A 5074-nucleotide genomic window follows, 5' to 3' on the forward strand; every position below is an offset into this window, starting at 1 on the left:
ATTAGTTAGTGTTTATTAGTCAGCTTTTAGTTAGCACTTAGCCATTATTTAAAATTACTCAGTTACCATTTAGTTGTATTTCATCTAAATTCATCTTAATCTTCAAAGTTACTCATTTATTCAGTTATTTTTCATAGTTGCGCCTGGACAGGGATACAAGACCTTTTGCAACTCCCAATCCGATAATTCCTATCAACACTGCGGTTAAGATAACCATAAGCAGGTTTTCCTCATCAGCAAATTTGAACATGAAGTAAAATAAAATAATATCTATTACTGCTCCAATGCCCACCAAAGCTATTGCCGGGCCTCCTAAAACTTTCCCAGTATCCCTGCCCATTTTCCGATCCATCCCGAAGTAATTATCATCAAATTAAGGTTTAAGGTTTATAAATATCTGTATTAAATAATTATAGATTAAGGTTCAAAGCTTATAAAATATCTGTATTAAATAATTATTTAATTGATTTTTAATAAAGATGAACTCTTTTAGTAAACTTTTTTGTAACAGGAACCGGAGGTGTGAACTCATGGATAAAGTAAACCTATAGCTAAGCGTAATGGTTCCTGAGATTTATCAGAGAATTGAAGTAATTGCATATAAATCTTAGGAAATTACAATCATTCAGGTTCGCATAGACAGGAAGCTTCAGACTCTGAGAATAGGTTATCTAAAAACAGAAAAGTAAACGAATACGGCGGAATTTTTTAGTATAGCAGCATAGAGTTATTTTCAGTACGACAGCATGAAATTATGAATATGGCGGTAGGCATCGATTTTAGAGCTTTATCAGTAAACAGATAAAATATTCAGCAAATTATTAATTTACAGTAACTAAGTTACTAGTTCTCAACAGAGATGTGTATTTTCCGGAAGTCGTCCCAAGAAGCCAAATTCGTTAAAAAATTAAAATTAGAGAAATTCGAGGCATAAAGATACGTAATACTCCCTTGCGATTCTCTTTAGCCAATCCGGCACAATGCAATATCTGTCAACTATGAGCTCATTCAGGTAGTACAGAGACTCCTCGGTTTTACAGTCACAGAGTCGCCTTACGGCCGTTCTTCTTCCCCACGCAGATCTTTCATCATCCAAAGCTTCAAGGTAAAGCTGATATTCCCTACTGTTTTCCATTACATTAAAAATATCTGCCAATCAATATAAATATTTGTATTGAGCTTCAATTTAAAATACCTCCTGAATTAAAATATGTTATAGATGTACCTATAGGAACCTTTTCCTGTAGATTATTTCAGAGATTAAAGGATTAATAAGTCAAAAGAGAAAGATAAATTAAAAAGTAACTAAAATGCAACCGAAAAATTAGCAGAGAACAAACGAAATATAAAACATTTATAACATATTTTACACAGTATCAGACTATTGATCGAATCAATATCTAAAAAAGATCGCAAGGATCTCGTGTTGAAAATATAAAAGATTACTTAAAGTTATACAGAATCGAAAATACAGAATAGGAAAATAGGAAAATAGAATTCTCATACAGTGATCAGCTGATGAGAATTCTGCACAAGGTTTTTGTTCGCTCTTGTTCGCTATGCTTTGGTATGTAAACATCAGCTAAAAACGATATATAATTAACTGGAATTAATTTTTAAATTCAAAGGGATATTGGTTGACGTTGAAATGTTTAATGAGAATGATTATTTTAACAGCGTTACCATTTTTTACTGGATTATATAATTTTTAGAAATAATTCAATAATGGCAAATGTAGAAGAGGAAAACCTATCTGTACTTTATTATTGTCTTTAATCAGTATCTAGTTTCACTTCTAGTTTCACTTATCCATACTGTGGAACTACCTGCTTAAAATACTTGTATAAAATAGTGATTACGTTATTGAAAGTATTCTAGTACTGCGATTCCTAAGTAGGTTCATAAAAATTGAATTTTGAATAGATCCAATGATCATAGATTTTTCTAGGAAATAAGGAATCGATTTTGGAATCAAAACACTAGATGGCAATTGTTCTAAAGATTCCAGGGTTGATTCCGGTAAATGTCATTTCAATGTTATATAATAGAAAGATATCTGAGGAAAAAGTAGTTTTTCAGGTTTAGCTAAAAAGGTAAAAGCCTAAAGTTCGGCCAGTTTTTTAAAGCAGAGAAACAAAACCTGTAGTGAATCCGAAAGTATTTATTCTTTAGTTGAAGTATAAGAAAAGAAATATTAAAAATAAACAAGTTTACTTGACTTTCATCCTCGGGAGAAAAATAACAGCCGATTTATAAGAATTATAAAAGTAAGTTTAAAATAAGTGTTCGAGCAGAAGGTGTGGTAAAAATGGAAAAGAACAGCGTCTTGATCCTGGGAACTGCCTCCCATGTTGGAAAAAGTTCCGTCGTGACTGCCATATGCAGAATCCTTTCAAGAGAATACAGGGTTGCCCCCTTCAAGGCTCAGAACATGAGCCTGAATTCCTGGATTACAAAGGACGGAAAGGAAATCGGAATTGCTCAGGCAATCCAGGCAAAAGCCGCAGGCACTGAGCCCACTGCCGATATGAATCCCGTTCTTCTAAAACCCAAAGGAGACTGCGTTTCCCAGATAATCCTGCTGGGAGAACCTTACGCCGACAGGAGCGCAGGTCAGTACTACGAGTCAATTGCAGAAATGAATGAAGTCCTTGAAGGAGCTCTCAAAAGGCTCTGCAAAGAACATGATATTATTGTCATGGAAGGAGCTGGAGGGGCCGCCGAGATTAACCTCTACGAAAGGGATATTGTAAATATCGGCACTGCAAGGCTCACACAGGCTCCCATAATCCTTGTTGGAGACATAGAGAGAGGAGGCGTTTTTGCAAGCCTCTACGGCACAGTTGCACTTCTTCCAGAAGATGTGCGGAAAAATGTCAAGGGATTTATTATAAACAAATTCAGAGGCGACCTGGAAATCCTGAAGCCAGGTCTGAAACAGCTTGAAGAAAAGACCGGCATTCCGGTACTTGGAGTACTTCCTTATTTCAAGCTTAACATTCCTTCCGAGGACTCGGTTTCACTTGAGGATAAAGAAGCCGAAAAAAACGAAAACGAACTCGAGATCGCAGTCATCCGCCTGCCAAGAATCTCAAACTTTACGGACTTCGAGCCCTTGGAAAGATCTGCAAAAATTCGCTATGTGGAACTTGACGAAGAACTCGGAACTCCAGATGCGATCATGATTCCGGGCACAAAGAATACGGTTAACGATCTGCTCGACCTTAAGGCAAGCGGTATGGCCGAGAAAATCCAGGCATTTAAGGGAAAAATCCCGATTTTCGGGATCTGCGGCGGCTACCAGATGCTCGGTAAGACAATTTATGATTCCGGAGTTGAAAACGGAGTCGAAGCCGAATTCGAAGGTTTGGGGCTTCTGAATATAGGGACAAAGTTCGGAGAATACAAAAAGAGAACAATCCAGGTCACGAAAAAGGTGAATGCTTACGGCCCGATACTTGCTCCAATAGACGGAGAGGAAATAAAAGGATATGAAATCCATATGGGCATAACCGACTCTTGCCGTAACATCTTTGGAAATGACGGTGCAATCGATGAAACAGGCCTGGTAATTGGAACTTACCTGCATGGGCTCTTCGACAATAAAAATATAAGAGACGCCCTTATGCAATACCTCTACGAGAAAAAAGGACTTGAGTACATCCCTGAAAACACCATGACTGAAAGTGATGCCTACGAAGAACTTGCAAATGTAGTCGAGCAGAACCTTGATATGGAAAAACTCTACGAAATAATAGGGATATAAAATATAAATATATGAGAATTGCAGGCATCAGAACCTTCAGGTGTACAAGGCAGAGCACCTGATTAAACTTTTTTTAGAAAAGGTATTGCGCGAAAAAAAAGTGCTGAGCGTAAAAAAAGAACTTGAGCGGTTTCAGGAGCATATTGAGAATATTCGGAACTAAAAACCTGAAATGTTTGGGGACAAAGTATAGTATTCGCGGAGGGTATAACCGGCCTCCAGAAACCACTCAATAATAAATGGTTTACTACCAGTTATTTATGTATTGTGAATTTGTTCTATTATAGTTTCGAATTTAAATATTTATGCTAAATTTCCCTTACTTCTAAACAGGAAAGAATACCTGTGCTCTACTTTTTTCGTTATTTTCCAGTTTCAATAGTTCTAACTAACTATACTACAGACCATCGTGTAAGTGAATTTCCCATTCGGATTTTACTGCCACGAAAAAGAAGTAAATCGCAGGAAAAATAACTCCATCTTTCCTATATTCGCCGCTTCTTACCGGCGATAGCTCTGGCTTTAATCTGCTACGATCTTTGTAGCGACCAGAGACATCAACGACGCTAATAACCTTAACTCTAAAAATTAGTCTGCTTCCCGATTAGTCCACTTCCCGGGCGGAAAGCAATATTATGCCTAAAATTACTTCCTCAGCGCAACCGTTGAACCGCAACCGTTATGCTTTTTGATCAAACCTGAAAAGGTTGAGGATAAGGCTTTCAAAATCAAAGTTGCGCTGGCGCCCTCCCGCTGCAAGCAACGGGATATGTTCGCGTCCCCACTTCAAATTCCGTTAAAGGAGACAATAACCTTAAACAATTTTATTCGTTATCGGTTAAGATACTATCTGTTAGAAACGTGTTACTATTGTCATGTTTTTATGTAAACCTGTAAAGTAAATCAAGATGCGTAGATAATTATAGATCATGTTATGGTTAATTGATTCCTTAACCGAAGACGCATGATGTAAGCCTTCAAACCATAACAGAGGAAGTAACAAAGGCAGATAACATATTTATGACTATTGTTCAGACAGTGAAGAAACTGGAAGTAAGTGCATATCAGTACATATGAGATAGAGTCGGAGGTACATTTGAGATACCATCTCTGGCTCAAATCATCAGAGAAAAAAGCTTAGTGAGTGGAAATTGAGGGATTTCTACTCAATTTGAAGAGGATACTATTTTTTTATTGTTTTTCAAGTTTGGCGATATTACAAGTTTTGAGATAGCATTTAAATTTAATAAACTATATATTTTTTAAATTAAAGAAGATACCCTAGCTTGCGAGTGGGCAAACAAGCGA

At 36.8% G+C, this 5074-nt stretch carries 2 protein-coding genes; one reads left to right on the forward strand and one right to left on the reverse strand.

What is annotated here, in order from left to right; genetic code table 11:
• Nucleotides 1–124: 124 nt before the first annotated feature.
• Complete coding sequence (locus A9239_RS14040; protein ID WP_048116462.1) at nucleotides 125–340, reverse strand: hypothetical protein; 216 nt, start codon at nucleotides 338–340, stop codon at nucleotides 125–127.
• A 1968-nt stretch (nucleotides 341–2308) separates the two neighbouring features.
• Between A9239_RS14040 and A9239_RS14050 the strand changes: the two genes are divergently transcribed.
• Entirely contained in the window at nucleotides 2309–3766 is a 1458-nt protein-coding gene (locus A9239_RS14050; RefSeq protein WP_048116468.1) for a cobyric acid synthase, read from the forward strand.
• The last annotated feature ends 1308 nt before the right edge of the window (nucleotides 3767–5074 follow it).

The organism is Methanosarcina sp. A14, from assembly GCF_001729375.1.
Lineage (GTDB): Archaea > Halobacteriota > Methanosarcinia > Methanosarcinales > Methanosarcinaceae > Methanosarcina > Methanosarcina barkeri.